We start from the raw sequence: 25,799 nt of genomic DNA, 5'->3' as shown, positions 1-25,799 counted from the left end.
CCTTTCTGCGGTCAGCGCTGACCGAGTGCCATTGCGCGTGAGGGGGAATGCGTGAGGTCCACGGGGATGCCGCGGAGATCTGCGGGGGTGGGGACGCGGCTGCCCGGGAGGGTGACCGCCGCGGCGCCCCAGAGGACGCCTTCCGTGAGGGCCTGCGCCGTGGAGACGCCGCGCGACAGGCCGTGCAGGAGGCCGGCGAGCATGCAGTCGCCGGCTCCCACGGTGGACACGGGCGCGCCGATCGTGGCGCGCGCGTGGATGACCTCGTCGGCCGTGACGAGCACGGCGCCGTCGGCGCCCAGGCTCACGGCGACCATGCCGAGCCCCTGACTGACGAGTTCCTGCGCTGCGGCGATCACGTCGCCGAGCGTGGGAAGGCTGTGGTCGACGAGCTCGGCGAGCTCCTCGTGGTTGGGCTTGATGAGGTCGGGCGACGCCGCGACGGCGGCGGTGAAGGGCTCGCCCGAGCCATCGATCGCGACGCGGCGGCCGTCCGCGTGTGCCGCGGCGACCAGCTGAGCGTAGAAGTCCGTCGGGGCGCCGGGGGGAAGGCTTCCGCAGCCGACGATCCACGCGGCGTCAGCGGCGGCGCTCGACGTCGCGTCGAGCAGCGCGGCGACCTCGGAGGGGGAGAGCTCCGGGCCCGGCTCGTTGATCTTGGTCGTGGTCCCGTCCGCCTCGAGCAGGGAGACGTTCATGCGCGCGGCGCCCGCGATGGGCACGGAGAGCCGTGGGACGGCCGCCTCGTCGAGGAGCTCCTCGAGCAGGCGGCCCTCGGGGCCGCCCACCGGCAGGACCGCGAGCGCGGATCCACCCTGTGCGGTCACGGCGCGCGCGACGTTGAGACCCTTCCCGCCCGCGTCGACGCGCACGTGGGTGGCGCGGTTGACCTCGCCGTGCGCGAGCGTCGCGACCGTGACGGCGCGATCGACGCTGGGGTTGGGTGTGAGCGTGACGATCATGCGGTCACCACCTCCGGTCCGGCGGCGCGCAGCTCCTCGGCCGCGTCGTCCGCGAGGTCGGCGTCGGTGACGACGACGTCGACGTGATCAAGGGATGCGAAGCGGTGAAGGTGATCGTCATCCGCCTTCGACGAGTCGGTCGCGACCACCACACGGCGCGCGGCGTCGACCATGGCGCGCTTGACACGCGCCTCTTCAGGGTCGGGCGTGGTGAGCCCGCGCGCGGCCGAGATTCCGTTGGTGCCCACGACCGCGACATCCGCCACGATGTCCGCGAGAGCGCGCACGGCCCAGTCGCCCACCGCCGCGGCCGTGACGCCTCGCACGCGACCGCCGAGCAGGTAGAGCGTGATCCCCGGCCGGGTCGCGAGCACGGTCGCCGCGGGGAGGGAGTCGGTGATGACCGTGAGCTCGGCATCGTGGGGGAGGAGCTCGACGATCGCCTGAGTGGTGGATCCCGCGTCCAGGATGACGGTGCCACCCGCGGGGAGCTCCTCGAGCACGCGAGCCGCGATGCGTCGCTTGACGTCGGTGCGGCGCTGCGTGCGGGACGCGAGCGTGGGCTCGATCTCGAGCCGCTCGACGGGAATCGCGCCGCCGTGGACGCGGCGCACGGAGCCGCGGCTCTCGAGCGCGGTGAGGTCCCTGCGAATCGTCTCGGGGGTGACGGCCAAGGCATCGGCCAGCGCGGTGACCTCGACGCGGCCCGCGGCGCGCGCCTCGGCGAGGATGCGCTGCTGTCGCTCCGTCGCGTACATCTGGTGACTCCCTTGTCTGGGTCCGGTGGCCGGATTCCCACATGAAACCACAGACTCAAACACAAAGCAACAGGAACGGAAGTGGGGACGGGTCTGCGTCCCGCTCGGCCGGACGGCGTCGAGCCTGCAACACCGGCGCTTCCTGGGACGTTGATGATGCAGACCGCCCCTTTATCCCCGCGCACCCCATGACTAGACTGAGGCGGTCATCCCCAAGGAGGAACCGTGGCAAGTCCGGTGTTCAGCAACGCCAAGGAGTTCAAGTCCGACCCGCTGCTCGCGCAGACCAGCACCGCCGATCTCGAGCGCCAGTACCAGCAGCCGGCAGGCACGCCCGGGTACGTCGCCGAGGAGCGGATGTCGTACACCGGCGTGATCAACAAGACCACGGGCCTCGTGCTGCTCACGTTCGTCATGGGCGCGGTGGGCTACGTCACGGTCGCCGACAGCCCGTCCGTGATGTTGGCCGCGCTCGGCGCGGGAATCGTCGCGTTCGTGATCGGCCTGGTTGCCGCGTTCAAGCGCACCCCCGGCCCCGCGCTGGTGGGCATCTACGCGGTCGCCGAGGGCTTCTTCCTCGGAGCGATCTCGATCGCTATCGAGCAGCAGTTCAACGCCCCCGGTGCCGCCCTGCAGGCGCTTGTCGCGACCGCGATCACCTTCATGGTGTGCCTGTGGCTCTACCGCTCGGGCAAGGTCCGCTACACGAGCAAGCTGCGCAAGATCTTCCTCATCGGCGGCATCTCGTACCTGCTGTTCAGCCTCGCCAACCTGGGCTACATGATCTTCAGCCCCGACTCGGGCGCGTTCGGCTGGCGCACGGACCTCGAGATCCTCGGCCTCCCGCTCGGCGTCGTGATCGGCGCCGTCGCGATCCTGCTGGCGTGCATCTCGCTGATCGGCGACTTCGACTTCATCGACAACGGCGTGAAGTCGGGCGCCGAGAAGAAGCTCGAGTGGAAGGCCGCATTCGGCCTCTTGGTCACGCTCGTGTGGCTCTACATCGAGTTCCTGCGCATCATCGCGATCTTCTCCGGGCGTGACTAGAGCGCGCTCACCCGTCTGACGACGAAGGCCCCGACCATGCGGTCGGGGCCTTCGTCGTTGGCTGTGGGGACTATGCGTAGCTGACCTGGCAGAAGCCGTGGTTGCAGTAGCCGCCCGGATTCTTGTGCAGGTATCCCTGGTGGTAGTCCTCGGCGTAGTAGAACTCGCCGTCGCCCGCCTCGCGTGCCGCGGCGATCTGCGTCGAGATCACGCCAAACCCGCGCTCCGCGAGGCGCGACTGGTACGTCTCGCGCGACTCCTGGGCCGCGGCGAGCTGGGCCTCGGTGGTCGCGAAGATCGCGCTGCGGTACTGCGTCCCGATGTCGCCGCCCTGGCGGTTGGGCGTCGTGGGGTCGTGGTTCTCCCAGAAGGCCGCGAGGAGGTCGTCGAGCGACACCGCGGCGGGGTCGTACACCACCTGGACGGTCTCGGTGTGGCCCGTGCGTGCGGTGCACGTCTCCTGGTAGGTGGGGTTGCGGGTCCATCCGCCCATGTAGCCCACCGCCGTCGAGTACACACCGGGGGTCTGCCAGAAGATCCGCTCCGCGCCCCAGAAGCAGCCCATCGCGACGTAAAGGACCTCGTGTCCCTCGGGCCACGGGCCCTTGAGGGGTGTGCCGAGTACCACGTGGCGCTCCGCGATCTGCATCGCGATCTCGCGGCCGGGTAGGGCCTGGTCCTGGGTGATCATGGTGGTCTTGTCGAGTCCGAGCATCGGCGCTCCCTTCCGCCTGACGAACGCTCCCGGGCCCGGTTCTGTTCCACCCCCGCGCTAGGCTCGCGACATGCCAGACACGCCCGATGAGCAGCCTCCCGCCGACGTCACGGTCGAGCACGTTCCGTTGTGGCTGAGGGTCTCCGCCGCGTGGTCGTGGAGGCTCATCGTCGTGGGCGTCATCGCGTACGTCGCCTTCAGGGGCTTCACGACCCTGGCGTCGATCATGCTTCCGCTGGGGATCGCGCTGCTCATCGCGGCGCCGCTCGAGCAGCTCGTGAGCCGACTGCAGCGCTGGCGCATCCCGCGCGCGCTCGGCGCCGCCCTTGCCATCGTGGGCCTCATCGCCATCGTGCTGGGCCTCGGGGTCGCCGCCGGCAGTTCCGTCGTGTCGGGCTTCAGCGAGCTCCAGCAGGCCGCGGTGCAGGGCTTCGACCAGTTCCTCGACTGGCTCGTGCAGGGACCCATCCACATGGAGCGCGCGCAGATCGACGAGCTGCTGGGCAACGCCCAGAAGACCCTCCAGGACAACGCGTGGGGCGTCGCGACCGGCGCGTTCTCGGTCACGGGCACGATCGGCACGCTGTTCGCCGGCTCGATCATCGCGCTGTTTGCGCTGTTCTTCTTCCTCAAGGACGGCCGCTCGCTGTGGCTGTGGTTTGTGCAGCTGCTGCCCGCCCGCCGCGGCGCGCGCATCGACCGCGCGGGCATGACCGCGTGGCTCACGCTGCGCCGCTACACCGAGACCAGCGTGTTCGTGGCATTCATCGACGCCGTGGGAATCGGCGTGGGCGCGTGGCTGCTCGGCCTGCCGCTCGCGCTGCCCATCGCGATCTTCGTGTTCCTGCTGTCCTTCATCCCGCTGTTCGGAGCGACCATCTCGGGCGCGATCGCGGTGGCGGTCGCGCTGGTCGACGGAGGCGTCACCACCGCGGTGTGGATGGCCGTGATCGTGCTCGCGGTCCAGCAGATCGAGGGCAATATCCTCTATCCCTGGCTGTTCGGCAAGGCGGCGTCGCTTCACCCGCTCGCGATCCTGCTCACGGTGTCGACGGGCACGATCCTGCTGGGACTGGTGGGTGCGGTCATCGCGGTTCCGATCGTCTCGTTCTGCTACGCATTCGCGCGCTCGCTGCACCGCCAGTACTCCGACGCCGAGGCGCCGACCGACAGTGGCGCGATCCTCACCGAGCACCCGCGTGACGCGCTCCGCAAGGCACGCGAGGCGATCGCGAAGACCGGCGAGATCCGGGTGAGGGGGCGTCCTCACGCGGACGACGACGCGAGCGAGCCGCGCGCCTAGACTCGGCGGGTGCGCTGCGCCTATTTCGACTCGGGGGGGTGCCGCTCGTGCACCCTCATCGAGGTGCCGCACGCGACACAGATCGCGACCAAGCAGGCCCACCTCGAGGGCCTGATCGGCCGCCCGGTCGACTGGCTGCCGCCGCTCGTGAGCGCGGAGTCGGGCTTTCGCGCGAAGGCCAAGATGGTGGTGGGGGGCACCGTTGACTCTCCCACGGTGGGCATCCTCGACGCCGCGGGCCGCGGCGTCGACCTGCGTGACTGCCCCCTCTACCCACCCGGCCTGACGGCATCGTTCCCCGTCCTGGCGGACTTCATCACGAGGGCGGGCCTCACGCCCTACGACGTGCCCGCGCGGCGCGGCGAGCTCAAGCACGTGATCGTCACCCTGTCTCCGGACGGAGAGGTGATGGCGCGTCTCGTGCTGCGGTCGACCGAGTCGCTCACGCGCATCCGCAAGCACCTGCCGTGGCTGCTCGAGCGGCTTCCGAGCCTCGCGGTGGTCACCGCCAACATCCTGCCCGTCCACGCAGCGGTCCTCGAGGGCGAGCGCGAGGACGTGCTCACCTCGCGCGACTCTCTCGCGATGGACATGGGCGATGTGGTGCTCCACCTGCGCCCGCAGAGCTTCTTCCAGACCAACACGGCGGTGGCGCGCGCCCTGTATGCGCAGGTCGCGGGGTGGGTGGACGATGCCGGGGCGGGCTCGGTCTGGGACCTGTACTGCGGAGTGGGCGGCTTTGCCCTGCACTGCGTCGCGCCCGGACGGACCGTCGTGGGCGTCGAGGTGAGCGAGCAGGCGATCGAGAGCGCGCGGCTCAGTGCTGCCGAGATGGCAAACGCCGGCGTCGCGGGCGCGGACCTCGCGAGCTTCGTCGCGGCGGACGCGACGACGTGGGCCGCGGAGCAGGGCCGCGCGCCCGACCTCGTGATCGTCAACCCCCCGCGGCGCGGGATCGGGGCCGATCTCGCCTCATGGCTCGAGGGCTCGGGCGTGCGGACGGTCGTCTACTCAAGCTGCAACGCCGTCACGCTCGCGCGCGACCTCGCGGCGATGCCGAGCCTGCGACCGGTACGCGGCCGCCTCCTCGACATGTTCCCTCACACCGAGCACTACGAGGCCGTGGTGCTGCTCGAGAGGGTCAGCCGGTGAAGGGCTCCGCCGCGATCACGGTGACGGTGATTTGCTTGCCGTTGGGCGCCTCGTAGGACGTCTCGTCGCCCGCCTTGCGGCCCAGCAGCGCGGCGCCCAGCGGCGACTGCGCGCTGAACACGTCGAGATCCGTGCCGTCGGCGATCTCGCGCGAGCCCACGAGGAAGCGCATCTCGCGGCCCATCACCTCTGCCGTGACGACGGTGCCGGAGGCAATCGTGCCGTCGAAGGTCGGCTCGCCCACGGTCGCGTCCGCGAGCTTGCGGCGCAGTTCCTCGATGCGCGCCTCCATCTTCGCCTGCTCGTCGCGCGCGGCGTGGTAGCCGCCGTTCTCCTTGAGGTCGCCCTCCTGGCGACGCTCGTCGATCTCCTTGGCGATCGCGGCGCGGCCCACGTTGACCAAATGGTCGTACTCGGCCTGCAGGCGGTCGTATGCCTCCTGGGTCAGCCAGGTTCCGGTGGTCTCGGTCACGGTTCCTCCTTACGCGACAAGGTAGGTCACCCTATCAAGGTGCCTCGCAGTACTGCACCTGCGCGGTCGTCGCCTCTTCGGTCGTCGTGATGGTCGTGGTGAGGCGCTGCTCGGCGCCGTCCGCGCGACTTACGCGCTGCGTCGCGACGCCCACCTCGGTGAAGCGGGGGTTGAGGGCACGCACCGTGCACTCCGCGTCGCGGTCGGTGTAGAGGTAGACCTCGTACGTCACTGTGATCTCGGTCGCGGACTCGACGGAGAAGCCCACGTCTCTCCAGCGCACGGGCTCGTTCGCCGCGGTGAGCGCGTACCACGCGACCGCCGCGATGAGCGCGGAGATGCCCGCGATGACCAGGATCCACGTGCGACGGCTGAGGCGCGGCAGCGCGGCGGACTCCGACTCGGCGGGCGAGGTGCTCATGATGAGGCAGGATAGTCCGGTCAGGGAGGTGGAGATGTCGACAGACTTCAGCGGAGGACCGGGCTTTCTCGCGTTCGTCGTCACGTTCGGGGTGGTGATCGCTTCCATCGTGCTGTTCCTGTCGCTGAGCCGCCACCTGCGCAAGGTGCGTGCGCGCGAGGCGCGCGAGGCCGCGGAGCGCGAGGCCGCCGCCGGGACGGCGTCAGGCGACAGCGAAGGCCGCGAGCGAGGCGGCGATGAAGTGACAGGTGAAGCCGGCGATCGTTAGCGCGTGGAAGATCTCGTGGAAGCCGAAGTACTTCGCCGATCCGCGAGGCCACTTGGTGCCGTAGATGATCGCGCCCACCGTGTAGCACAGGCCGCCCACGATGATGAGGGTGACCACCGCGGCGCCGCCCGCCTCGTAGAAGGGGCCGATGAAGCCCATCGCGACCCAGCCGAGTGCCAGGTAGATGGGCACGTACATCCAGCGCGGCGCGCCGAGCCACAGCACGCGGAATAGCAGCCCGAGCAGTGCACCAGCCCACACGATCGTGAGGATGGTGCGTGCGGTGGGCCCGTCGAGCAGCAGCACGGTGAGCGGCGTGTAGGTGCCCGCGATGATGAGGAAGATGTTGGCGTGGTCCATGCGGCGCAGGATCGCTCGCGTGTGATCGGACCAGTTGCCGCGGTGATAGATCGCCGAGGTGCCGAACAACAGCACGGCGGTCAGCGTGAAGACCGCGAAGGACACCCGCCCGGCCAAGGTCGGGGCCGCGGCGGTGAGCGCGAGCCCCGCGACGAGCGCCACGGGCGCCGCGCCGAGGTGAAGCCAACCGCGCAGCAGGGGCTTCCCGGGTACGGGGAGGTTCTCGACCATGAACCTACGTTACCGTAGGTTACGCGCTCGGAGTACCGTGGGCGCAGTTCCTCCTGTCACGCGAGAACGGACGTCAATGGGCCTGAACGCGCTGCTGTACGGCACGTACGAGAAGCGGCTCGCGCGCACCCTCAAGAGGTCGGCCAAGCCGCCCCGGCACATCGGCGTGATCCTCGACGGCAACCGCCGATGGGCGCGCCAGAGCGGCGCGACAGCCTCCCACGGTCACCAGCGCGGCGCCGACAAGATCACCGAGGTCCTCGAGTGGTCTCAGGACGCCGGCGTCGAGGTGGTGACGCTGTGGATGCTGTCCACCGACAACCTCGCGCGCGACCCGCGAGAGCTTGCGCCGTTGCTCGAGATCATCGCGACGGCCATCGAGCGCCTCGCCGACGACGGCCGCTGGCGCCTCCAGCATGTGGGTGACGTGTCCCTCCTGCCGCCCGAGGCCGCCGCACGCATCTCGGCTGCCGTCGAGCGCAGCGCCGCCGCGACGGGTCTGCACGTGAACGTCGCGGTGGGCTACGGGGGCAGGCACGAGATCGCGGAGGCCGTGCGCAGCTTCCTGCGCAGCGGCGTGGACGCGGGCCATTCGCTCGAGGAGGTCGCCGAAAGCTTCTCGGTCGAGCACATCGCGGAGCACCTGTACACGAAGGGCCAGCCCGACCCCGACCTCGTCATCCGCACGTCGGGAGAGCAGCGCCTGGGCGGCTTCCTGTTGTGGCAGTCGGCGCACTCGGAGTTCTACTTCTGCGAGGCCTATTGGCCCGACTTCCGCCGCATCGACTTCCTGCGCGCGCTGCGCGACTATTCGCAGCGAGAGCGCCGACTGGGTCGCTGACGCGCGGCCCGTCACACAGGTCGCGAGACACACCCGAGCGCGGGGGCCGAGTTACAGCTGTGTGAACTCTTTGGGCGTGTCGTTCCTCCAGGGCCGCGCCAGGCGTAGCGTCGCCCTCGTGGGAACATCACACCGCCGCATCGGACCGATGCGGACGTAACAGATCGCCGACAGGGCGATCGGCGCCCTGCGGCCAGAACGCTGGGAGCCCCGTTGACCATCTCGCCTAGCACCGTCCCCGCCACCGCCATCACGGCCGACGTCGAGACCGCGGTCCGCACGTTCGTCCTCGACACGTCCGTGTTGCTCTCGGATCCACGCGCGATGAAGCGCTTCGCCGAGCACGCGGTGGTGCTGCCCGTCGTGGTCATCACGGAGCTCGAGGCCAAACGGCACCACCCGGAACTCGGCTACTTCGCGCGCTCCGCGCTGAGGATGCTCGACGACCTCAGGGTGCGGTACGGCAAGCTCGACGAGCCCGTCGCGGTCAACGAGACAGGGGGCACCCTGCGCGTCGAGCTCAACCACACGGACCCCGAGGTGTTGCCGTCGGGCTTCCGGCTGGGCGACAACGACACCCGCATCCTCGCGGTGGCCGCCAACCTGGCGGCCGAGGGTCACGCCGTGACGGTGGTCTCCAAGGACCTGCCGATGCGCGTCAAGGCCTCGGCGCTCGGCATCGAGGCGGAGGAGTATCGCGCGGAGCTCGCGGTCGAGTCCGGCTGGACAGGCATGCGCGAGATTCAGCTGACCGACGAGCAGATGGCGTCGCTGTGGGAGCACGAGTCGCTCGACGCTCCGCCGGCCGCGGACTGTGGCGAGGACATCGGCTCGTTGCCGGTGCACACGGGCCTGGTCATTCACGCGGGCCGCGGCAGCGCGCTCGGCCGCGTGACCGACGAGGGCACGGTGCGGCTCGTGCGCGGCGACCAGGAGGTCTTCGGCATCCACGGGCGCTCGGCCGAGCAGCGGATCGCGATCGACCTGTTGCTCGACGAGTCGATCGGGATCGTCTCGATGGGCGGCCGCGCGGGCACGGGCAAGAGCGCGCTCGCGCTGTGCGCCGGTCTCGAGGCCGTGATGGAGCGCCGCCAGCATAAGAAGATCATGGTGTTCCGCCCGCTGTACGCCGTGGGCGGCCAGGACCTGGGCTATCTGCCAGGCTCCGAGGCGGAGAAAATGAACCCCTGGGCTCAGGCGGTGTTCGACACGCTGGGCGCGATGGTCTCGGGTGAGGTGCTCGAGGAGGTCATGGCGCGCGGCATGCTCGAGGTGCTCCCGCTCACGCACATCCGCGGCCGCAGCCTCCACGACGCATTCGTGATCGTCGACGAGGCCCAGTCGCTCGAGCGCAACGTGCTGCTCACGATGCTCAGCCGGATCGGCCAGTCGTCGCGCGTGGTCCTCACGCACGACGTCGCCCAGCGCGACAACCTGCGCGTGGGACGCCACGACGGCGTCGCCGCGGTCATCGAGGCGCTCAAGGGGCACCCGTTGTTCGCTCATGTCACGCTCGAGCGCTCCGAGCGCTCCGCCGTCGCGGCACTCGTGACCGACATGCTCGAGAGGCTCGATCTGTAGGCCCACACGCGACGATGCCCGGCCTCCCGCGTGGGAGGCCGGGCATCGTCCCGTCACGGGTGCATCAGCCGGCGGTAGTCGCCTCGGGGACCTCGGTGGCGGGGTCGCCGTCGAGGGCAGCCTCGAGCATCGGCACGAACGCGTCGAGAGCGTAGGCGATCGACGACGGCGAGTTCGCGAAGAACGCGCCCTCGAGGACCGGGTCGGTCAGCCACACGCTGCCGCCCTTCTCGTTGAGACCGAGCGAGTCGAACAGCGGCAGCGCCTCGAGCTCGGCGCGGGTCTCGGGGGTGGTCGCGACCTGCCACACGATCGAGTCAAGGTCGCTCAGCACGTCGAGCTGCTCGGCGCTAATCTGCATCCACGCCTCGCCCGTGCCGTCGATCGACGCGACGTCCAGACCAAGGTTCGCGAGGAACTGGTTGCGCGTGTCGTTGGCGCTGTACACGAAGGCCTGGCCCTCGTAGAAGCCGCCCACCTGCGAGGTGAGGCCCTCCCACTCGGGGTGCGCCTCGCGGACCTCCGCGTAGGCCGCGTCGATCTCCTCGATGATCGCCTCGGCCTCGGCGGTGGTGCCGGTCGCCTGCGCGAGCAGCGTGAGCTCGTCGGCCAGGGACACGTTCCACTCGGCGGTCTCGACGCCGGCGGCGTCGGTCGCGGGGCGGGTCACGACGGGCGCGATGCCCGAGAGCAGGTCGTACTCCTCCTGGGTCATCGTGTGGTTGGGGTACGTGGCGACGATGAGGTCGGGCTCGAACGACGCGATGAGCTCCGCGTCGTACGTGGTCGACCCGGGCTCGAAGACCTCGGGCTCGGCGCCGGCCGCGAGGCGGTCCTCCTCGGCCCACGGGCCGGTGCCGTTGTCGTAGCCCTGCCAGCTCACGGGCACCGCGACGGGTGCGACGCCGAGCGCGTAGAGGTACTCGTGCTCGTGCGAGCCGAGCGTCACGACGCGCTGCGGCTCGGACTCGACGGTGACCTCGCCCATGACGGTGTCGAGGGTGACGGGGAAGGCTGCCGTAGTGGCCTCGCCGCCCGCGGACGCGGACGCGGACGCCGAGGGCTCCTCGGAGGAGCCGCCCGACGAGCACGCGGCAAGCGTGAGCGCGGCGACGGCCGCGAGGGCCGTGCCGGTGAGCGTGCGCGTGGTGCGCTGGACCATGAGGGTTCCTTTCGGATCAGGGGTGAGGATCGACGCTGGCGTCGTGGGCGCCACCGGGAAGGGTGGCCGGGACAATCACGGGCGTGCCGGTCACGGGGTCCGGGATCACGCGTACATCGAGGTGGAAGACCGAGCTGACGAGCTCCGCGGTGAGGACCTCCGCGGGGGGACCCGACGCCGCGATCCTGCCCTCGGACATCGCGACCACGTGGGTCGCGTAGCGCGCGGCCTGGTGAAGGTCGTGCACGACCATCACCACCGTGCGGTGCTGACGGGTGTGGAGCCGGTGGAGCAGGTCGAGCACCTCGTACTGGTGGGCGATGTCGAGGTAGGTCGTGGGCTCGTCGAGCAGCATGAGCGGCGTGTCCTGCGCGAGGGCCATCGCGATCCACGCGCGCTGGCGCTGGCCGCCCGAGAGCTCGTCGACCACGGCGTCCTGGATGTCGGTGAGGCCGGTCGAGTGGAGCGCGGAGAACACCGCGGCCTCGTCGGCGGGCGTCCACGGCCGCAGGATCTTCTGGTGCGGCGTGCGTCCGCGCCCCACGAGCTCCGCGACGGTGATGCCGGCGGGGGCGAGCGGGGACTGGGGGAGGAGGCCGATGCGCCGGGCCACCTCGCGCGTGGGGAGACGATGCACGTCCTCGCCGTCGAGCAGGACCACGCCCTCGCGCGGGGGCAGGAGGCGCGCGAGCGCGCGCAGCAGGGTCGACTTGCCGCAGCCGTTGGGGCCGACGATCGCGGTGATGCCGCCGTCGGGAATCGCGACGCTGACGTCGTGCACCACGACGTGGTCGCCGTAGCCGAGCGTGACGTCCTTGGCCTCAAGCCGGGTCATGCGGGTCCTCCTCGGGATGCGCGCCACACCAGCCACAGCAGGTAGGGCGCGCCGACTGCGGCGGTGAAGATGCCCACGGGGAACTGCAGGGTGGCGGGCATGAGTTGAGACAGCTGGTCGGCGGCGAGCAGCAGGACGGCCCCCATCAGCGCCGACGGGATGAGCGTGACGCCCGCGTTGCGCGTGAGCCGCAGCGCGAGCGCGGGTGCGACGAGAGCGACGAAGCCGATCGGCCCGGTCACCGCGGTCGCGGCCGCGGCGAGTAGCACGGCCGTCACCGCGAGCACGGCGCGAGCCGCTCCGACCCGGATGCCGAGCGCACGCGCGGTGTCGTCGCCCATCTCCATTGTGCGCAGCGAGCGGCCGTGCCACAGCACGACGGGGCCCAGCACCGCGAGGACGATTCCCGCGACCGCGACGTGGGTCCACGTGCGTCCCGTCACCGAACCGACGAGCCAGCCGAGCGCGGTGCCCGCGTCGTGCACGTCCATGCGCGTGAGCAGGTACTGCGTGAGGGCCTGCGCGACGAAGCCGATGCCGATTCCCGCGAGGATGAGCCTCAGCGGCACGATTCCGTGCCGCCACGACAACGCGAGGATGACGGCCGAGGCCGCGAGCGCGCCGATCACGGCGCCGCCCGCGGTGATCCACAGCGAGCCGGTGAAGCCCAGTGCCATCGTGACGACCGCCCCCGTGCCCGCTCCCGCCGTGATGCCGATGAAGTCGGGAGACGCGAGCGGATTGCGCGTGAGCGACTGCAGGATCGCGCCGGCGAGGCCGAGCGTCGCGCCCACGAGGATGGCCGTGAAGGCGCGCGGCGCGCGCACCTGGCCGACGATGAAGTCGCCGGGCGGGCCGACCGAGAGGCCCACGGCAGCCCGCAGCGAGTCGAGGATCGTGATGTCCGCCCTGCCCCTCACGAGCGCGAACACGAAGAGTGCGGCGAGCACCGCGGCCATCGCGATGCCGACGAGCAGCGTGCGACGGTGCGTGGTGACGCCGAGCGGGCCCAGGCGCAGGATCTTCACAGCTCGACTACCTTCATGCGACGCGCCATGATCGCGAAGATGAGGCCACCAAAGAGGGCGGTGGTGATGCCGACGCCCACCTCGGACGGCGGGGCGATGACCCGGCCGATCACGTCGCACACGAGCACGAGTGCCGCTCCGCCCAGCGCGCTCGCGACGAGCAGCGAGGGCAGCGACGCGCCGACGAACGCGCGGACCACGTGCGGCACCGCGAGGCCGATGAAGATGAGCGGACCCGCCGCGGCGGTGGCGGCCGCCGCGAGCAGCGTGACGATCACGATGACGATCGCGCGGGTAACCGCGATGTTGACCCCGAGGGCGCGCGCGGCGTCCTCGCCGAGCCCAATCGCCTGCAGCGGCCGCGACGCGAGCAGCGCCGCCGCGATCGCGACGAGGACGAGCGGGATCAGGCCCGCGATGTGGTCGAGCGGCCGCCCGGTGAGCGAGCCGGCGATCCACAGCCGGAACTGGTCGAGCGTGGCGTCATCGACCAGGAGGATCGCGTTGATGACGGACGTGATGAGCGCGGTCAGCGCGACGCCGGCGAGCGCGAGACGCACCGGCACGCCGGCCGCCGCCCCGCGCGCGCCGATCGCGTAGACCACGAGAGAGGCGAGTCCCGCGCCGACGAAGGCGAGCGAGACCTGCGCGACGAAGCCGGTGACCCCAAACGTCAGCGCCGCCACGACCGCGAGCGAGGCCCCCGAGTTGATGCCCAGCAGTCCCGGATCGGCGAACGGGTTGCGCGTGAGGGACTGCATGAGCGCCCCCGCGACCGCGAGCGCGGCTCCCGCGAGGATCCCGATGATCGTGCGCGGCACGCGCAGCTCGCGCACGATGAGCTGCTCGGGATCGGCGGGGTCGAGGTTCACCAGCGCCTCCCACACCGTGCCCAGGTCGATCGGGCGCGACCCGATCGCGAGCGAGAGCGCGACCGCGAGCACCAGCGCCACGAGGGCGGCGATGCTGACAAGGGCGCGCGTGCGCATGAGACTCCTCGGGCGGGGTGGGCGCACGTCGGGGTGCGAAGTAAGGCTCGCCTAAGGTAGCCGACGGAGGGGAATTAAGGCAACGCGGGCGTGCGCTAAATGGCTTCCGCGTCGATCTCGGGAGCGGGGCACGCGGCGTCGGGCACCGCGACGTCGATCCCGTAGAGAGCGCGGATCGCGTCGAGGTACTGCGTCGACTCGCCGGCCTGCGCGTGCTCGCGCGCACGCACGGTGGGGGTGTGGAGCAGGGTCTTCGCGAAGCGACGCAGTGCGTACTCGATGTCGTCCGCCCGCTCGACGGCATCGGCAGGGGCGCCCGCCGCGGGCCGGATGCGGGCCACCTCGCGCTCGAGGAGCCCGAACACGTGCTCGCGCAGGGCGACCACGGCGGGGTCGAGGGACCGCGCGGTCTCTCCGTCGCCGAAGCGGGCCACCGCGTGAGCGACGATCGCGCGGGCCGCGTCGATCGCGCCGACCGACTCGCCGGGAGCGTGCGCACCGATGTCGTCGAGGCCGATCACGGTGACCCCGCGCAGGTCGCGCACGCCGGGCGCGACGTCGCGGTGGAGGGCCAGGTCGAGGATCGTGAGGGGGGCGTCGAGCTCGTGCCGCGCGGCCGCCACGAGCGACGGCGTGAGCACCACCGACTCCCCGCCCGAGCACGCGAACACCACGTCCGCGTGCCGAATCGCGAGCTCGAGGCCCGCGGCGTCGATCGCCTCGACGTCGTGGCGGAGCGCGAACTCGAGCGCGCGGCCCGAGGGCGAGAAGACGCCGTCGATGACCGCGCCGCGGCCGTGGAGGGTGCCGACCGCGGTCTCGGCGAGGGCGCCCGTGCCCACGATGAGGACGCGCGCGCCCTCCCAGCCCACCGTGGCATCGGCCAGATCCAGGGCGACCGAGACCACCGAGCGGCCCGACGTTCCCAGGCCGGTGGACGATGCGACGACGCGCGAGGTCCGCAGCGCCGACTGGAAGAGGCGGTCGAGGCGCGGAGTGAGCTCGTGGCGCTTCTGTGCCTCGAGGTGCGCGCGGCGCACCTGACCGCTGATCTCGCGCTCGCCCACGACCATGGACTCGAGTCCCGACGTCACGGACAGCAGGTGCTGGATCGCGTCGTCGCCCTCGTAGAGCACCAGCGCCTCGGCGACGGCGTGGGGGTCGAGCTGGCTCGACTCGGCGATCGCCTCGATGACCTCGGCCCGCGCCGCCTCCGCGTCCTCCGCCTCGACGTAGACCTCGAAGCGGTTGCACGTGGGGAGCACGACGGCCCCCGCGACGGCCCCTTCGCGCGCGAGCAAAGACGCCGCAAGCGTGCCCGCCCCGACCTGCAGCTGCTCGAGCATGGCGAGCTCGCGATTGCGGTGGGACGCGACAAGGGACATCAGGGGCACTCGTCAATTCTGACACGGCCCCGGAACAGGGCAGAATCGGGGTCATGGTCTCTCTCCCCGCCACCCACCCGCTCGCCGACGGACGCCTCGACGGCGCCCCGCTTCTCGCGGCGCTCGCGGGGGAGCGTCCCTCGCATCGTCCCGTGTGGTTCATGCGCCAGGCGGGGCGCTCGCTGCCCGAGTATCTCGAGGCGCGCCGCGGCACGGCGATGCTCGACGCGTGCCTCACCCCCGCGCTCGCGGCGGAGATCACGCTCCAGCCCGTGCGCCGCTACGGCGTGGACGCGGGAATCTTCTTCTCCGACATCGTGGTGCCGATGCGCATCGCCGGGGTCGGCGTCGACATCGCCCCCGGCGTGGGCCCGGTGTTCGAGCGCCCGATCCGTGCGATGGAGGACGTCGACGCCCTGCCCGCGCTCGGGGAGCCCGGCGACGGCGGCGCGTTCGACCGCGGCCTCGAGCCCATCCGCGAGGCGGTGCGGCTCACGGTGGCCGAGCTGGGATCGACACCGCTGATCGGCTTCGCGGGGGCCCCGTTCACGCTCGCTGCCTACATGGTCGAGGGCCGGCCGTCGCGTGACCACCTGGGAGCGCGTCGCCTCATGATCGACTCGCCCGCCGTGTGGGAGGCGCTCACCGCGTGGACGTCGCGCGCCGCCGGACTGTTCCTGCGCGCGCAGGTGCTCGCGGGTGCCTCGGCGGTGCAGCTCTTCGACTCGTGGGCCGGCTCGCTCGCCGAGGCCGACTACGTCGCGCACTGCGCCCCCGGCTCCGCGGCCGCCCTGGGCGCCGTCGCGGACCTGCCCGTGCCGCGCATTCACTTCGCCGCTCACGGCGCTCACCTCCTGCGTCCGATGGCCGAGGCGGGGGCGACCGCGATGGGGGTGGACTACCGGATGCCGCTCGACGAGGCGTCGCGCCTCCTCGGCGGGCATCTTCCCCTGCAGGGCAACATCGACCCCGCACGCCTGGGTGCGCCGGCCGAGGTTCTCGAGCGCCACGTCCTCGACGTGCTCGCGCGTGGGGCCGAGGCTCCGGGCCACGTGGTCAACCTGGGCCACGGCGTGCCCCCCGAGACGGACCCCGCGGCGCTGCAACGCGTGGTCGACCTCGTCCACTCGCGTGGCTGAGCGCGTCCTCGTCGTCGGGGGCGGGGTCGCCGGACTGCTGGCCGCGCGTCGCCACGCGCGCCGCGGATCCGTGGTCACCGTGCTCGAGGCGGGGCAGGGATGGGGAGGGCGCGTCTCGCCGCTGTCCCTCGCCGGCCTCACGCTCGACGCGGGAGCCGAGTCCTTCGCGACGCGGACCGATGCCGTCGCGGCGCTCGCGCGCGAGCTGGGACTTGAGGGCGACATCGTGGCGCCGACGCGTTCACCCGCGTGGGTCGTGACCCCCTCGCGCGCCTACCCGCTGCCGACCACGGGATGGCTGGGCATTCCCACCCGGCCGCTGCTGGCCGACGTCCGCAGCGTGATCGGCTGGGGTGCCGCCGCGGAGGCCGCGCTCGAACGCACCCGCCCCCTGGGTGAGGTGAGGGACGATGCCACGGTCGGGTCCCTCGTGAGGACCCGGCTGGGCGCGGGGGTCGCGGACCTGCTGGTCGCGCCCGTCCTCCAGGGCGTGTACTCGCGCCCCCTCGACGAGCTTCCGCTGGCGGCGATCGACCCGACGCTGCCGGCCCAGCTGCGAGCGGCGGGCAGCCTCACCGCGCTGGCCGAGCGGCGCCGCGCGCTCGCGCCCGCCGGCTCCGCGGTGCTGGGGCTGCGCGGCGGGATGTGGAGGCTCACCGAGGCGCTCGCGGAGTCCGCGCGCGAGGCGGGAGTGAGGCTCGTCGCGGGGACCGCCGCGGCGCATGCCGAGCGCGTCGACGGCGCGTGGAGGGTAAGGGCCGGTGGAGGGACGCTGGTCGCCGACACCCTCGTGCTCGCGGTGCCGCAGGCGGCGGCGCGGACCCTCGTGCCCGTCCTGCCCGACCCGCCCGCCCAGCACAGGGTCGCGCTGGTGACGCTCGTGCTCGACGCCCCCGACCTCGATGCCGCCCCTCGTGGGACGGGTGTGCTCGCACTCGACGGCGTGACGCGCGCGAAGGCGCTCACGCATGCGACCGCCAAGTGGCGGTGGCTGCGCGAGGCCGCGCGCGGCAGTCATGTGGTCCGGCTGTCGTATGCGTTGCGCGATCCGGGGGAGGACCTGGTGGCGCACGCGGTGCCGGACGCCTCCCGACTGCTCGGGGTCGACCTGAGCCCCGAGAGCGTGCGGTCGAGCGCGGTGGTCGAGTGGCCCGACGCCTCGCCCGCGAGGGTCGCCGACATCAGGCCCCTGCCCGGCCTCGAGCTCGTGGGCTCCGCGGCGGGGCTGAGCGGTCTCGCGGCGATCGTGGGGGCCGAGGCGGCGGGTTCGGGCCGGTAATTTCCCCTGGGGGCCCCTCTCGACGGATGATGTCCTCATGACCGACACCCCGCACGGCTTCACCCTGTTCTCCGTCCTCGACGGCATGCTCGACGCGCCGGACGAGGACCTCGCCGATGTCGTCGAGCACTTCGACGCCGCGGTCGCCGAGCTCGCCGAGCACGACGTCACGCTGCGCGGCATCTACGACGTCACCGGACTGCGCGCCGACGGCACCGTCATGCTGTGGCTCCACGGCCCCGTGCTCGAGGACCTGCAGCTCGCGCTGCGCGAGCTGCGCGCGACCGAACTCCTCGCGGACACGCGTCTGACCTGGTCCGCGGCGGGTGTCCACCGTGACGCCGAGTTCAACAAGCGTCACGTCCCCGGCTTCTTGCGCGGTGAGCGCGCGCGCGACTGGCTGACCGTCTACCCCTTCGTGCGGTCCTACGAGTGGTACCTGCTGCCGGAGGAGGAGAGGTCGGTCATGCTCCGCGAGCACGGCATCGCCGGCTCGAAGTACGCGGGAGTGATCGCCAACACGGTCGCGGCCTTCGCGTTGGGCGACTACGAGTGGCTGCTGCCGATGGAGGCGGACGACGTCACGGAGCTCGTCGACATGATGCGCGACCTGCGCTACACGGAGGCTCGCCGCCACGTGCGCGAGGAACTGCCGTTCTACACCGGCCGCCGCGTCAGCACCGCCGAGGCAGTGGAGGTGCTCGCGTCATGAGCCAGGACACGACGCTCCCGCCGCTCGCGGCATCGTCCCGCATCCTGCCCGCGACCACGTACGACGCGATCCTGCTCGCGGGATTCGGCGGACCCGAGGGGCAGGACGACGTCATCCCGTACCTGCGCAACGTCACGCGCGGGCGCGGCATCCCGGACGAGCGCCTCGAAGAGGTCGCGCACCACTACCGCCACTTCGGCGGGATCAGCCCGATCAACGACCAGAACCGCGCGCTCAAGGCCGCCCTTGAGGCCGAGATCGCCGAGCGCGGCCTGGGCCTGCCCGTGTACTGGGGCAACCGCTTCTGGGCGCCCTACTTCGCCGATGCCCTGCGCGAGCTGCACGCCGATGGCCACCGCAAGGTGCTGGTCCTCGTGACGACCGCCTTCTCGAGCTACTCGGGCTGTCGCGCGTATCGCGAGGACCTCGCGACCGCGCTCGCGGAGACGGGGCTCGAGGGCGAGCTCGAGTTGCACAAGGTGCGCCAGTACTTCGATCACCCCGGCTTCGTGACGCCCAACGTCGCGGCGGTGCGCTCGGGACTGCACCAGCTGGTCGAGTCGGACTCCGGCGCGCAGCCCCACGTGTTGTTCGCGACGCACTCGATTCCCACCGCGGCGGCTGACCTGTCGGGTCCGCGCGAGGCCCGCCCCGACGGGACGGCCGTGCCCACGGGCGGAGAGAACGAGTGGCACGCGGGCGGGGGCTGGTACGTCGAGCAGCAGCGCGCGGTCGCGGCGCTCATCATGGATGCCGTGGGCGACGAATTCCCTGGTGTGGACTGGTCGCTCGTCTTCCAGTCGCGCTCCGGAGCGCCCGAGGTGCCGTGGCTCGAGCCTGACATCAACGACGCTATCGAGGCGCTGCCGGAGTCGGTCACGGGCGTGGTCATCTCGCCGATCGGCTTCGTGTCCGACCACATGGAGGTCGCGTGGGACCTCGACAACGAGGCCCTCGAGACGTGCGCCGAGCGCGGCCTCGCGGCTGTCCGCGTGCCCACGGTGGGGATCGATCCCGCTTTCGTCGCGGGGCTCGTGGACCTGGTCGAGGAGCGCCACGTGGCGCGTGAGGGCGACTCCCCGCGCGAGCGGGTGGCGCTCACGGCGCTGGGCCCGTGGCAGGACGTCTGCCCGACCGACTGCTGCCTGGGCCGCGCGCCGAAGCCCACCGTCGCATCGGCCTGACGGGCCAGCCGTGAATTAAGCAACGGGCTCGTTGCGTATTCCCGTCGTTCCGCCTACAGTGGGCGGCACAGGACAGGGCGGCACCGCGCCGCCCCCGACGGCGGGAGCACGGCATGGCGATGTCACGGGAGGCGCTCTCCGAGGTCGCCGCGATCGCGGCGGCCTCGCCCCAGGTGACCCTGCGACTCGAGACCCTCGACGGCGCGACCGTTCTGATCGGCGATCACGGCACCGGCGCGATGTGCATCGACGGGTTCCGCCGCCTGATGGCCGCGTGGGTCGACGGCTGCGAGCCGCATGTCGCGCGCGTGGACTTCCCCGGAGCCAGGTACCACGCGGGCATGCTCGCCGTGCCGGGCCTGCGCTACTTCGTGACCCATCTGAGCGCGGAGCACACCGCCCGCTGCCTGCGCGAGCGCACTCGGTGGCCCGACGAGGCGCACGCGATCGTGCGCGAGGACCTGCTGCTCGACATCAGCGTCGTGCAGGTGATGTCGAGCGAGCTCGACGAGGACGCGCTCGAGGATGCCGCGCGCGAGGCGCAGGCCGCCTGCGTGGTCGAGGAGTTGTGCCGCGAGGTCGAGGCGGCGTAGACCTCGCGCCGGTCGGGACAGCCGGCGCGAACAGGCGAAGGGCCCCGGGGCGCGCACCGCGCACCTCCGGGGCCCTTCGCCATGCCCTGAGAGCGTTAACTTCTAGCGGCCTCCTCGAAGGCGCGGCGGGGCTCGTGCAGCCTGCCCATCGAGACCAGGTCGCGACGGAAGAACACGGCCGCCGTCCAGTCGAGGGCCACGCGGGCCTTGCGGTTGAAGGTGGGGATCGCGAGGAGGTGATACGTGCGGTGCATCACCCACGCCGGCCACCCGCGCAGCTTGATGCCCATGGTCGAGGCGACGCCCTTGTTGAGGCCGAGCGAGGCGACCACGCCCAGGTGCTTGTGCTTGTACTCCGCGAGCGGACGGCCCGCGAGGTGCGCGGCGATGTTACGGCCCAGGTGCTTCGCCTGGCGCACGGCGTGCTGCGCACTGGGGGCGCACCAGTCGCCCTCGCCCTCGACGAGGTTGGGCACCTGGGCGCAGTCGCCGGCGGCCCACGCGCCGGGCAGGGGAATGCCAGAGTCGTCGATGACCTGCAACGTCGCGGCCGTGTTGACGTGTCCCCTCGGCCCGAGCGGGAGGTCCGAGGACTGGATCACGGGGGAGGGCTTGACGCCGGCGGTCCAGACCACGGTGTCCGCCTCGAACGCCTCGCCGTTGGACAGCGCCACGTGGCCGTCGATGCAGCTCTCGAGTCGCGTCTCGAGCAGGACGCGCATGCCGCGGCGCTCAAGCTCCGTGACCGTGTATGCGCCCATGTCGGGGCCCATCTCGGGCAGGATCCGGCCCATGGCCTCGACCATCACGAAGTTGAGGTCGTCGTGCTTCAACTCGGGGTAGTACCGCAGCGCGGCGCGGGCCATATCCTCCGTCTCGGCGAAGGCCTCGACCCCGGCGAAACCGCCGCCGACGAACACGAACGTGAGCAGCCTCCTGCGGAGCGCTGGGTCGGTCGTGGTGGCCGCCCGCGCGATGCGCCCGAGCACGCGATTGCGCAGGTTGATAGCCTCCTCAACGTACTTGAAGCCAAGGCCAAAGTCCGCGAGGCCCGGAATGGGCAGCGTGCGCGACACCGCCCCGAGCGCGATGACGATGTGGTCGTAGTCGAGAGTGAGCGTCTCGCCGAGGTCGGTGGTCGCCGTGACGGATCTCGAGGCGTGGTCGATGGTCTCGACCTTGCCCTGCAGGACCCGCGCGCCCTTGAGCTCGCGCCGCAGCGGCACCACCGCGTGGCGCGGTTCGATCGATCCGGCGGCCGCCTCGGGGAGGAACGGCGCGTAGGTCATGTAGGGCCTGCGGTCGATCACCGTGACGTCGACGGCGTCCTTGGCGCGGCGCATCAGCGTCAGCGCGGTGTAGAGGCCGACGTAGCCACCGCCGAGGATGAGGATGCGCGTGCGTGACATGGGGGTACCTCCTGGAGGGAGAACCACGGGTCGCGCGGCGTTCTTCCCCAAGCCGCGAACCCGCGGCAGTGCATGGGGGTCACGCCATTCTACGAGGCGCTCCGCGATGGGCCGAGATAAGTGCCTGGACCCCACAAATCCGGCTCCAATGTTGACGTTGACACGCTCGGTTGTGAGCGCTAACTTGCGTGACAACGGACCACCACAATGATGTGAGGATCGACGATGCACCTGTCCCGCCCTGGCCTCGCGGCCGCCGCCCTCGCCTCGCTTGCCGCGAGCATCCTCGTGTCGGCGGGTCCCGCCGCCGCGGATGTCCTCGAGCCGCATGAGGCCGACCTCCTCCTCCACTACGACTTCTCCGACTCGATCGCCGACTCTCTCGTGTCCGACGTGTCGGGCAACGGGAACGACGGCACCGTGCTCGGCACGGGCGCCGCGGTCGACACCGAGGCGGGCGTCTTGACCCTGCCGGGCGGCGGCAGTTCCTCCGGCGCCGGGCACGTGCGGATCCCCACGGGCACCTTCGACGGCGAGGACACGCTGACGATCTCGACATGGCTGCGCAACCGCACGGGCTCGGGCAACTACGCCGCGATGTTCTTCGGCTCCTCCGCGAACCCGCCGGCCCAGTACTGGCTGCTCAACCCCAGGAACCCCGCGGGACGCTTCAAGACCGTCGTGACCAACGGGAGCTCGCCGTCGTCGCCGTGGAGCACCGAGTACGGCATCAGCCCGACCAACTCGGCCTTTGGCGTCGCTGGCCCGGTGACCCCGGCGAACGAGTGGAGCCTCTACACGACGGTGATCACGCCCACGTCGATCACCGGCTACTTCAATGGCGAGCCGGTGGGCACGGTGGCGACCACGCGGACCGTGACCGACTTCGGCCCCAACCTCGTGAGCTATATCGGCCGCTCCTCGTACGCCGATCCGTACTACAACGGCGACGTGCGGGACGTCCGGGTGTACACCGCAGCGCTGTCGGACGAGGACGTTCTCGCGTCCTACTACGACGGCGTGGACGACCCATCCGTCATCACGGCCGCCCTCGAGGCCGATGCCGACGCGCTGGGCTTCGACCCGCTGGGCATCACCGGCGACGTGACCCTGCCCGCGACGGGGCAGAGCGGTTCGAGCATCGTGTGGGAGACCTCCAACCCCGCCGTGATCGGCCTCGACGGGGTGGTGAACCGGCCGACCGACGTCAACGCCGCCGTGACGCTCACCGCGACGCTGACGCTCGCGGGTCAGGAGCTGGTGCGCACGTTCGACGTCACGGTGATCGCGGACAACCCGCAGGCGGAGCTCGACCGGATCGCGGACGGCTTCGACCTGGGCGTCTCGGTGCTGTGGGACGACATCACGCTGGCGACGGACGTGGAGGGCGCCGCGGTGACGTGGGAGTCCTCCGCTCCAGTCATCGTGTCCGCCGCAGGCGAGGTTGCTCGCGCCGCGACCGATGAGGACGTGGTCCTCACGGCGACGTTTGCCAACGACGGACTCACCGCGGTGCGCACGTACCCGGTCACCGTGCTGGCGGAGGTCGCCGGCTACCTAGGCACGTACATCCGCACGCCGCAGACCAACGACGACACGGCGAGTGTGCACCTTGCGCTGTCCGAGGACGGCGAGACCTTCTCCGCGCTCAACGACAACAAGGGCGTGCTCTTCCCCTCCGCGGCGGACGTAAACACCGACGTCAACCGCGAGATCACGTCGCCCACCGCGTTCCACGCTCCCGACGGGGGCTACGGGCTGTTCGTCACGATTCCCGGCACGACCGCCAACGATGGCTACGTGTTCGAGACCGATGACCTGGTCACCTACGCGAACCAGCGTCGCGTGACCTTTGCGCCAGGGACCGCGGGCGTGACCCGCGTGGACGTCGAGTACGACAACGCGCTCCTCGCGTACCGGCTGCTCTACACCGCGGCGGACGTCAACTACGAGGTCACCACCCCTGACTTCGTGACCTTCAGCGAGCCCGTCGAGGTCGCCCAGGCGCCCTCCTTCACTGCGGGTTCCTTCCCCGCGGGCGCGCTCGCGACCGACGCGATCGGGCTCAGCGCCGAGGCGTATGACACGCTCGCGACCGAGCTGCGGCTCGAGCGTGTGCACTCGACGTCGGTCGACGCGTTCGCTCCCGTGACGGTCGAGGCCGCTGGCGAGGTCGCGCTGCCCGAGTCCGCCACCGTGCGGTACTCGAGCGGGCAGTCGGTCGAGATGGGCGTCGAGTGGGACACCTCGGCGATCGAGTCGGGCGAGCCGGGTACCTACACCGTCGACGGCATCGTGCAGGCCCCGCTGTCCACCACCGACCTCGCTCCGCTCGCGTGGAAGCGCGCGGACCCCGATGTCACGGTGGGCGACGACGGCATGTACTACCTCACGGGCTCGTACCCGATGTTCCGTGCGAGCGACCCGAACGGCTACGACCGGGTGGTGCTTCGCCGCGCGGCGACGCTCGAGGGCCTCGACGCCGCCGAGGCGGAGGAGGTGACCATCTGGCATCAGGCGGACCACCCCGGTTTCAACACCTACGTGTGGGCGCCCGAGCTCGCCAAGATCGGCGACGACTGGTACATCCTCTTCACGACCTCGCGCAACTCGAATGTGTGGGACAAGCAGCCCGCGCTCCTCAAGTACGTGGGCGGCGAGTTCTCCGGCGACGGCCCGCTGCAGCCCGAGAACTGGGAGACGGTTGGCTACGTCCAGCCGGCAGCCACGGACTCCACCGCGTTCACGGGAAACTTCGCGCTCGACATGACGCACTTCGAGCACGACGGCGTCGACTACATGATCTGGGCCGACAAGTGGGCGCTGTCGACGCTGCGCATGGCGTCGGTCGACACGGACAACCCACTGCAGCTGACGAGCGACTCGATCGAGATCACCGCGCCCGAGTACGCGTGGGAGATCGAGAGCGAGTCGGGCACCCCCGTCAACGAGGGCGCCGCCGTCCTCAAGCACGGCGGCAAGATCTTCATCGCCTTCTCGTCGTCCGCGGTCAACACCTCGTACAACATCTCGTTCCTGTGGGCCGACGAGGACGATGACCTGCTCGACCCCGCGTCGTGGCACAAGGCGCAGTACCCCTACCTGGGCACCGGCGATGTCGAGGGCATGTACGGGATGGGTCACAACTCCTTCACTGTCGACGAGTTCGGCAACCCCGTGCTCGTCTACCACGCCCGCTCGTACGCCGACACGGACGTTCCCTCGGGTACCGCGACCGACGGCGGCCTCTTCGACCCGCGCCGCAACGCTCACGCGAAGCTGGTCCACTTCACCTCGACCGGCATGCCGATCCTGGACATGACGGCCACGGAGGAGCTGAACCCCGCCCTCGCCGAGGTCTCGATCGAGGTCACGATCGAGGAGCCCGCGATCGAGTTCATCGACGTCGAGGGTTCGGAGCATGCTGTGGCGATTGGGTGGCTTGCTGCGGAGGGGATTAGCACGGGCTGGTCGACTGCGTCTGGTCAGGAGTTCCGTCCGTTGGCGCAGATTAAGCGTGATGCGATGGCGGCGTTCTTGTACCGGTATGCGGGTTCTCCTGAGGTGACGCTTCCTGCCGAGTCTCCGTTCGTGGACGTGACGCCGACGTCGACGGAGTTCTATGAGGAGATTGTGTGGATGTTCCAGGAGGGCATCTCCACGGGTTGGGAGACGTCTGAGGGGCGTGAGTTCCGTCCGCTTGCTCCGGTGAAGAGGGATGCGATGGCCGCGTTCTTGTACCGGTATGCGGGGGAGCCTGCCTGGACGGATCCTGGTGAGTCTCCGTTTGCGGATGTGACTGCGTCGTCGACGGAGTTCTTCACGGAGATCACGTGGCTGGAGTCGACCGGCATCACGACCGGCTGGTCGACGCCCTCGGGTCAGGAGTACAGGCCGTTGTCGTACACCAAGCGTGACGCGATGGCCACCTTCCTCTACCGCTTCAACCAGCTCGACTAACGACCCCCCACCC

The 25,799-nt window shown here is 71.0% G+C and carries 24 protein-coding genes; 12 read left to right on the top strand and 12 right to left on the bottom strand.

Going from position 1 to position 25,799, the window contains the following annotated elements; all coding sequences use genetic code 11:
* Positions 1–11 precede the first annotated feature (11 nt).
* Together pfkB and ABEA62_RS02540 are read right to left on the bottom strand one after the other, a co-directional pair.
* Positions 12–962 carry a 1-phosphofructokinase gene (gene pfkB, locus ABEA62_RS02545; RefSeq protein WP_345378410.1) on the bottom strand — a complete coding sequence of 317 codons (951 nt, stop codon included), beginning with the start codon at positions 960–962 and terminating at the stop codon, positions 12–14.
* Positions 959–1,720 (bottom strand): DeoR/GlpR family DNA-binding transcription regulator, encoded by a 762-nt coding sequence (locus ABEA62_RS02540; RefSeq protein WP_345378408.1) that lies wholly within the window; start codon positions 1,718–1,720, stop codon positions 959–961. Before ABEA62_RS02540 ends, pfkB begins: the two co-directional genes overlap by 4 nt.
* A 225-nt stretch (positions 1,721–1,945) precedes the next feature.
* On the opposite strand from ABEA62_RS02540, the gene ABEA62_RS02535 reads away from it, so the two are divergent.
* On the top strand, positions 1,946–2,767 hold the full coding sequence (locus ABEA62_RS02535; protein ID WP_286213983.1) for a Bax inhibitor-1/YccA family protein: 822 nt from the start codon (positions 1,946–1,948) through the stop codon (positions 2,765–2,767).
* Between the two features lie 70 nt (positions 2,768–2,837).
* On the opposite strand, the gene msrA is transcribed toward ABEA62_RS02535, so the two are convergent.
* Positions 2,838–3,482: a peptide-methionine (S)-S-oxide reductase MsrA gene (msrA, locus tag ABEA62_RS02530; RefSeq protein ID WP_286213982.1), complete on the bottom strand. Its 645-nt coding sequence runs from the start codon at positions 3,480–3,482 to the stop codon at positions 2,838–2,840.
* Between the two features lie 70 nt (positions 3,483–3,552).
* On the opposite strand from msrA, the gene ABEA62_RS02525 reads away from it, so the two are divergent.
* Entirely contained in the window at positions 3,553–4,785 is a 1,233-nt protein-coding gene (locus tag ABEA62_RS02525; RefSeq protein ID WP_286213981.1) for an AI-2E family transporter, read from the top strand.
* A 9-nt stretch (positions 4,786–4,794) separates the two neighbouring features.
* Entirely contained in the window at positions 4,795–5,937 is a 1,143-nt protein-coding gene (gene rlmC, locus ABEA62_RS02520) for a 23S rRNA (uracil(747)-C(5))-methyltransferase RlmC (RefSeq protein WP_345378404.1), read from the top strand.
* On the opposite strand, the gene greA is transcribed toward rlmC, so the two are convergent.
* Together greA and ABEA62_RS02510 are read right to left on the bottom strand one after the other, a co-directional pair.
* The gene (gene greA / locus ABEA62_RS02515) at positions 5,927–6,409 is read right to left on the bottom strand and encodes a transcription elongation factor GreA (protein ID WP_286213979.1); all 483 of its coding nucleotides are present in this window, start codon (positions 6,407–6,409) and stop codon (positions 5,927–5,929) included. The two genes, rlmC and greA, sit on opposite strands and share 11 nt — an antisense overlap.
* A 34-nt stretch (positions 6,410–6,443) precedes the next feature.
* Positions 6,444–6,830 carry a DUF4307 domain-containing protein gene (locus ABEA62_RS02510; protein ID WP_286213977.1) on the bottom strand — a complete coding sequence of 129 codons (387 nt, stop codon included), beginning with the start codon at positions 6,828–6,830 and terminating at the stop codon, positions 6,444–6,446.
* Between the two features lie 34 nt (positions 6,831–6,864).
* On the opposite strand from ABEA62_RS02510, the gene ABEA62_RS02505 reads away from it, so the two are divergent.
* A complete protein-coding gene (locus ABEA62_RS02505; protein ID WP_286213976.1) occupies positions 6,865–7,098 on the top strand; it encodes a hypothetical protein in 234 nt (77 codons plus the stop codon).
* On the opposite strand, the gene trhA is transcribed toward ABEA62_RS02505, so the two are convergent.
* On the bottom strand, positions 7,033–7,689 hold the full coding sequence (gene trhA, locus ABEA62_RS02500) for a PAQR family membrane homeostasis protein TrhA (RefSeq protein WP_286213974.1): 657 nt from the start codon (positions 7,687–7,689) through the stop codon (positions 7,033–7,035). The genes ABEA62_RS02505 and trhA overlap by 66 nt on opposite strands.
* Before the next feature lie 76 nt (positions 7,690–7,765).
* Here trhA and ABEA62_RS02495 point away from each other — a divergent pair, with 76 nt between their 5' ends.
* The gene (locus tag ABEA62_RS02495; protein ID WP_286213972.1) at positions 7,766–8,530 is read left to right on the top strand and encodes an isoprenyl transferase; all 765 of its coding nucleotides are present in this window, start codon (positions 7,766–7,768) and stop codon (positions 8,528–8,530) included.
* Positions 8,531–8,854: 324 nt separating this feature from the next.
* Entirely contained in the window at positions 8,855–10,111 is a 1,257-nt protein-coding gene (phoH2, locus tag ABEA62_RS02490) for an RNA 5'-3' helicase PhoH2 (protein WP_425557958.1), read from the top strand.
* 64 nt (positions 10,112–10,175) lie between these two features.
* On the opposite strand, the gene ABEA62_RS02485 is transcribed toward phoH2, so the two are convergent.
* The 5 genes from ABEA62_RS02485 to ABEA62_RS02465 form a co-directional block, all read right to left on the bottom strand.
* The gene (locus tag ABEA62_RS02485) at positions 10,176–11,273 is read right to left on the bottom strand and encodes an ABC transporter substrate-binding protein (protein ID WP_286213970.1); all 1,098 of its coding nucleotides are present in this window, start codon (positions 11,271–11,273) and stop codon (positions 10,176–10,178) included.
* A gap of 16 nt (positions 11,274–11,289) precedes the next feature.
* On the bottom strand, positions 11,290–12,108 hold the full coding sequence (locus ABEA62_RS02480; RefSeq protein ID WP_345378397.1) for an ABC transporter ATP-binding protein: 819 nt from the start codon (positions 12,106–12,108) through the stop codon (positions 11,290–11,292).
* The gene (locus ABEA62_RS02475; protein WP_286213969.1) at positions 12,105–13,136 is read right to left on the bottom strand and encodes a FecCD family ABC transporter permease; all 1,032 of its coding nucleotides are present in this window, start codon (positions 13,134–13,136) and stop codon (positions 12,105–12,107) included. Before ABEA62_RS02475 ends, ABEA62_RS02480 begins: the two co-directional genes overlap by 4 nt.
* Positions 13,133–14,125: a FecCD family ABC transporter permease gene (locus tag ABEA62_RS02470; RefSeq protein WP_286213967.1), complete on the bottom strand. Its 993-nt coding sequence runs from the start codon at positions 14,123–14,125 to the stop codon at positions 13,133–13,135. Before ABEA62_RS02470 ends, ABEA62_RS02475 begins: the two co-directional genes overlap by 4 nt.
* Positions 14,126–14,220: 95 nt before the next feature.
* Positions 14,221–15,510: a glutamyl-tRNA reductase gene (locus tag ABEA62_RS02465; protein ID WP_345378552.1), complete on the bottom strand. Its 1,290-nt coding sequence runs from the start codon at positions 15,508–15,510 to the stop codon at positions 14,221–14,223.
* A 53-nt stretch (positions 15,511–15,563) separates the two neighbouring features.
* Between ABEA62_RS02465 and hemE the strand changes: the two genes are divergently transcribed.
* From hemE to ABEA62_RS02440, 5 genes are all read left to right on the top strand, one after another.
* On the top strand, positions 15,564–16,649 hold the full coding sequence (gene hemE, locus ABEA62_RS02460; RefSeq protein ID WP_345378394.1) for a uroporphyrinogen decarboxylase: 1,086 nt from the start codon (positions 15,564–15,566) through the stop codon (positions 16,647–16,649).
* Positions 16,642–17,928 (top strand): protoporphyrinogen/coproporphyrinogen oxidase, encoded by a 1,287-nt coding sequence (locus tag ABEA62_RS02455; RefSeq protein WP_286213965.1) that lies wholly within the window; start codon positions 16,642–16,644, stop codon positions 17,926–17,928. Before hemE ends, ABEA62_RS02455 begins: the two co-directional genes overlap by 8 nt.
* 37 nt (positions 17,929–17,965) lie before the next feature.
* On the top strand, positions 17,966–18,640 hold the full coding sequence (gene hemQ / locus ABEA62_RS02450; protein WP_286213964.1) for a hydrogen peroxide-dependent heme synthase: 675 nt from the start codon (positions 17,966–17,968) through the stop codon (positions 18,638–18,640).
* Positions 18,637–19,824 (top strand): ferrochelatase, encoded by a 1,188-nt coding sequence (locus tag ABEA62_RS02445; RefSeq protein ID WP_286213963.1) that lies wholly within the window; start codon positions 18,637–18,639, stop codon positions 19,822–19,824. The genes hemQ and ABEA62_RS02445 overlap by 4 nt, the downstream gene beginning before the upstream one ends.
* A 113-nt stretch (positions 19,825–19,937) precedes the next feature.
* Positions 19,938–20,417 carry a hypothetical protein gene (locus ABEA62_RS02440; protein WP_286213961.1) on the top strand — a complete coding sequence of 160 codons (480 nt, stop codon included), beginning with the start codon at positions 19,938–19,940 and terminating at the stop codon, positions 20,415–20,417.
* A 95-nt stretch (positions 20,418–20,512) separates the two neighbouring features.
* Here ABEA62_RS02440 and ABEA62_RS02435 read toward each other — a convergent pair whose 3' ends face one another.
* On the bottom strand, positions 20,513–21,826 hold the full coding sequence (locus ABEA62_RS02435) for an NAD(P)/FAD-dependent oxidoreductase (RefSeq protein WP_286213960.1): 1,314 nt from the start codon (positions 21,824–21,826) through the stop codon (positions 20,513–20,515).
* Positions 21,827–22,051: 225 nt separating this feature from the next.
* On the opposite strand from ABEA62_RS02435, the gene ABEA62_RS02430 reads away from it, so the two are divergent.
* Complete coding sequence (locus tag ABEA62_RS02430) at positions 22,052–25,786, top strand: immunoglobulin-like domain-containing protein (RefSeq protein ID WP_286213959.1); 3,735 nt, start codon at positions 22,052–22,054, stop codon at positions 25,784–25,786.
* Positions 25,787–25,799 lie beyond the last annotated feature (13 nt).

Origin of the sequence: Demequina sediminis, from assembly GCF_039545075.1 — a bacterium.
Taxonomy (GTDB): Bacteria; Actinomycetota; Actinomycetes; order Actinomycetales; family Demequinaceae; genus Demequina; species Demequina sediminis.
Note: the sequence above shows the minus strand (reverse complement) of the source record. Positions and strands in the feature narration are given on the sequence as shown.

Bases quoted from the DNA above. Each gene is read 5' to 3' on its own strand.
- ABEA62_RS02510 (WP_286213977.1), bottom strand. From the start codon at position 6,830: ATGAGCACCTCGCCCGCCGAGTCGGAGTCCGCCGCGCTGCCGCGCCTC.
- ABEA62_RS02430 (WP_286213959.1), top strand. From the start codon at position 22,052: ATGCACCTGTCCCGCCCTGGCCTCGCGGCCGCCGCCCTCGCCTCGCTT.
- ABEA62_RS02540 (WP_345378408.1), bottom strand. From the start codon at position 1,720: ATGTACGCGACGGAGCGACAGCAGCGCATCCTCGCCGAGGCGCGCGCC.
- ABEA62_RS02485 (WP_286213970.1), bottom strand. From the start codon at position 11,273: ATGGTCCAGCGCACCACGCGCACGCTCACCGGCACGGCCCTCGCGGCC.
- phoH2 (WP_425557958.1), top strand. From the start codon at position 8,855: ATGAAGCGCTTCGCCGAGCACGCGGTGGTGCTGCCCGTCGTGGTCATC.
- ABEA62_RS02495 (WP_286213972.1), top strand. From the start codon at position 7,766: ATGGGCCTGAACGCGCTGCTGTACGGCACGTACGAGAAGCGGCTCGCG.
- msrA (WP_286213982.1), bottom strand. From the start codon at position 3,482: ATGCTCGGACTCGACAAGACCACCATGATCACCCAGGACCAGGCCCTA.
- pfkB (WP_345378410.1), bottom strand. From the start codon at position 962: ATGATCGTCACGCTCACACCCAACCCCAGCGTCGATCGCGCCGTCACG.
- hemE (WP_345378394.1), top strand. From the start codon at position 15,564: ATGGTCTCTCTCCCCGCCACCCACCCGCTCGCCGACGGACGCCTCGAC.
- hemQ (WP_286213964.1), top strand. From the start codon at position 17,966: ATGACCGACACCCCGCACGGCTTCACCCTGTTCTCCGTCCTCGACGGC.
- trhA (WP_286213974.1), bottom strand. From the start codon at position 7,689: ATGGTCGAGAACCTCCCCGTACCCGGGAAGCCCCTGCTGCGCGGTTGG.
- ABEA62_RS02480 (WP_345378397.1), bottom strand. From the start codon at position 12,108: ATGACCCGGCTTGAGGCCAAGGACGTCACGCTCGGCTACGGCGACCAC.
- ABEA62_RS02505 (WP_286213976.1), top strand. From the start codon at position 6,865: ATGTCGACAGACTTCAGCGGAGGACCGGGCTTTCTCGCGTTCGTCGTC.
- ABEA62_RS02445 (WP_286213963.1), top strand. From the start codon at position 18,637: ATGAGCCAGGACACGACGCTCCCGCCGCTCGCGGCATCGTCCCGCATC.
- ABEA62_RS02525 (WP_286213981.1), top strand. From the start codon at position 3,553: ATGCCAGACACGCCCGATGAGCAGCCTCCCGCCGACGTCACGGTCGAG.
- ABEA62_RS02470 (WP_286213967.1), bottom strand. From the start codon at position 14,125: ATGCGCACGCGCGCCCTTGTCAGCATCGCCGCCCTCGTGGCGCTGGTG.
- ABEA62_RS02435 (WP_286213960.1), bottom strand. From the start codon at position 21,826: ATGTCACGCACGCGCATCCTCATCCTCGGCGGTGGCTACGTCGGCCTC.
- ABEA62_RS02440 (WP_286213961.1), top strand. From the start codon at position 19,938: ATGGCGATGTCACGGGAGGCGCTCTCCGAGGTCGCCGCGATCGCGGCG.
- ABEA62_RS02465 (WP_345378552.1), bottom strand. From the start codon at position 15,510: ATGTCCCTTGTCGCGTCCCACCGCAATCGCGAGCTCGCCATGCTCGAG.